Annotated in this window: 3 protein-coding genes; all 3 read right to left on the minus strand. The window is 62.9% G+C overall.

Translation table 11 applies throughout. From position 1 onward, the window contains the following. Nucleotides 1-58: 58 nt before the first annotated feature. A complete protein-coding gene (locus tag NVV99_RS26115; protein ID WP_260783267.1) occupies nt 59-427 on the minus strand; it encodes a hypothetical protein in 369 nt (122 codons plus the stop codon). Then, the gene (locus NVV99_RS26120; RefSeq protein WP_242411708.1) at nt 405-1,355 is read right to left on the minus strand and encodes a hypothetical protein; all 951 of its coding nucleotides are present in this window, start codon (nt 1,353-1,355) and stop codon (nt 405-407) included. Before NVV99_RS26120 ends, NVV99_RS26115 begins: the two co-directional genes overlap by 23 nt. A gap of 350 nt (nt 1,356-1,705) precedes the next feature. Further along, nucleotides 1,706-2,476 (minus strand): hypothetical protein, encoded by a 771-nt coding sequence (locus tag NVV99_RS26125; RefSeq protein ID WP_260783268.1) that lies wholly within the window; start codon nt 2,474-2,476, stop codon nt 1,706-1,708. Nucleotides 2,477-2,798 lie beyond the last annotated feature (322 nt).

Raw genomic sequence — 2,798 nt, forward strand, 5'->3', positions numbered from 1 at the left:
TGGCCATCCTTGGATTCTCGCTTCCCCCAGCAGTGTGCTGGATTCCACGTGTCCAAGATCAGGGGTCAAGCTCCGAGCGCGCGGTAGGGCTGGTTCGGTTGGACAGCGCGGACGGGACCATCAGATCCACGGGAATGCCGTGGCGGTTGAGCCAGGCTCCGGGTTGCCTGTTGGTGTTGAGGTAGAACCCGGCGCTGGTCATGGCTTCTTCGAGATGGGGGTCGTCGTCGAGATCGCGCGGGTTGACCGCCAAATCGCTGTCTTTCGTCGACTCCGCCAGGGCGACGACCGCGGCGCCGCTGCGCAGATACACCGCCTGTGCGCCGATCACGATCAGGGCGCCGTGGTGCGCTTGGAGAGCGTCCAGTGCATCGAGCAGGGCGCTGCGTGCGTCGGCAAGGAGGTTATCGCCGCCAGGCGGATTCATGGGCCTGCATCCATTCTATGAGTTCTTCACCTTCGGCCGGGTTGCGTCCCGGGCCGGAGAGCAGGTCGACGGCGACCTGCTCGATCGCCGCGATCGTGTATCCGGCCTCGGCTTGAGAGGTGTTGTCGAAGACGACCGGATAGTCCGGCTCGCCGAGTACCACATTCGCTGCCTCGGCGGTGCTGGGGTCTGCGGGATACAGCCGCCATTTCTGTGCGGCCTCGTCCAGATTGTCGGTGTAGATGAATGCTGCGCGTGCCGGTGCATACGGTGCCCATTCAGCTGCGGCAACGGATCCGGTGACCGCGTACCGGAAACCGGGGTCGTTCTCTGCCCCGAGCTTGTTCAGCAGTGAGGGAACACCGCGGGGTGCGATGAACTGATACGTCTGAGCGTTGTCGACGAAGCTGTAGTCCCGGCTCCACCGCCGCAACAGGCGCGCCCAATCGGTGACCTCGAATCGCTTGTCGGCGGTTCTGGCGATCAGTTCCTCTTCCTGCAGGTACTCCAGCACCCGGTAGGTCGCCCCGGTCGAGACCTGCGAAGCAGCGACGAGTTCGCGAGCCGACCACGCCCGTTTCTCCCGGACGAGGGTGCGCACGAGTTTGGCAGCAGGTTCACCTTTGAGCGTGGCCCGGGGACGGCCCGGCCCCCGGTACGGGTCGTGGCTCAAGCCCCGATCACGCAGCACCAACGCCGGTCGCCGTGCGGTGACCATGACATTGCCGGTCGTATCGACGTACGACAGGTTCAGGTCCTGCAGGAGTTCCTGCAGGGGAGGGGAGATATAGCGAGCCATCACCAACCCCTGAGCAGGGAGGGCGTCGGTGGCTTCGCCGAGTCGGCGCGCAACCACCCCGATGTCACGCCGGTTCAACACGCGTTTGACCTCGATGAGGAACTCGGCGACCTCTCCGTTCGGGGTCACGACCTGCACTCGGCCATCGACCCCGATATCGCCCGAACCGAGATCGGTGAATGTTTCCGCATGCGTGTCCCAGTCATCCGGCAACAAGTCGCGCAACAGCGTGGTGCATCGGCGAAGGACAGCGCCTTCGCTCGGGTTCGCCTCCATCGTTCGTCACCTCCTGTTCGTCATAATACATTGTTCCGATGTAAGCCGGAGTTGCCTCATTTCGCGAACCCACGTGACTCCTCGGTCCCCGGCCTCGGCGTGACGATTCTGAGGGGGGTGAGAACGCAATCGACTTTGGACACCGCCGCAAATTGCGCGTGGAGTCGAGGTTGCCGAGTGCTCGGCGCTGTTCGGGTCCGTGGTCAGAATTCGGTGTCTCGTGCGTACCTGTCTTCGATGTTCTTCACCTCGTGATGCAGCGATTCGATCCGGTGCGCATAGATCGCGGCGAGTCGTGGCTCCGGTTCGGCTTCGGCGGCTCGGGTGGCGAGGGTAAGTGCGTGGTTTACCTCGTCGGAAACGCCATTGGTCCAGGAGACGCCGCGCAGCCTGGTTGCACCTTCGATGGCTTCCAGCACGTGTCGAGTTATGTTGTGCCCGAGTTGATCGGCACGTTGGAGGAAGGATCTGGCAAGAGATGGCTGCTGCAGAGGCCAGATTTCAACGAAGCGAAGAAGTTCGAGCACCGCGACCAAGGTTTCCGCGTCCACGACGTCGAGAAGTGACGCAATAGATCGTGCTTGGTGCTCGGAGACGCCACCGGCAAGGGCGAGCCCGACCACCTGTTCTGCTCGAGCCACCTCCGGTGTCTTGGCTCGGTCGAACATCCAGGAGGCAAGGTCATCGGCGTGATCCGATAGGGCCTCTGAGAGTCCGGGCAACTCGTACGGCAGCTGAGCATCGGGAGTGCGCTCGTCAACGAGTTGGTTCAAGACCAATCGCGGATGTGAGGCTGCGATGCCCGCGATGATCTCCTGTTCCGCCCATGACTCGAGTCCGGCTCGCCACCCCAGCTTCAACACGGCGGTGGCGTCGGGTTCGTCGAGCGCGGCTCCCCATGAGGCACCGTCGGTTCGGCACACCCGTTCCAGTACGAAAACTGCCGAAGCAGGTGTAATGCCGGCAGCGAGCAACCGTGGGACCTCTTGAGCTGCGTCGCTCCGAACCAACACGTGTGACGATTCCAAATACACTCGCCCGATGTCGCCGTCGGAATCTGTCCAACCGGACCGGTAGAGAGCGAGGTAGTCTCCGCCGCGTTCGGCCCACCCGTACTGGCGGAACGCAGACGCGATTGCCAGTCGAACGGCGGGGCGTCGTGTTCTCGAGTGCGTGAGCCAATCCAGCAGCGCGGGTTCGTCGTGCTGGCACCAGCAACTTAGTACTGCAACGACAGTTTGTGACCGAGGTTGTGCCTATGGTACTTGATCTTGGTGCAGTCGGAGGTATTGGAAT

The sequence above is a fragment of the Rhodococcus sp. PAE-6 genome (assembly GCF_025290685.1).
GTDB lineage: Bacteria > Actinomycetota > Actinomycetes > Mycobacteriales > Mycobacteriaceae > Rhodococcus > Rhodococcus pyridinivorans.

Excerpts from the sequence above, each read along its gene's own strand:
- NVV99_RS26115 (WP_260783267.1), bottom strand. The coding sequence starts at position 427 with ATGAATCCGCCTGGCGGCGATAACCTCCTTGCCGACGCACGCAGCGCC.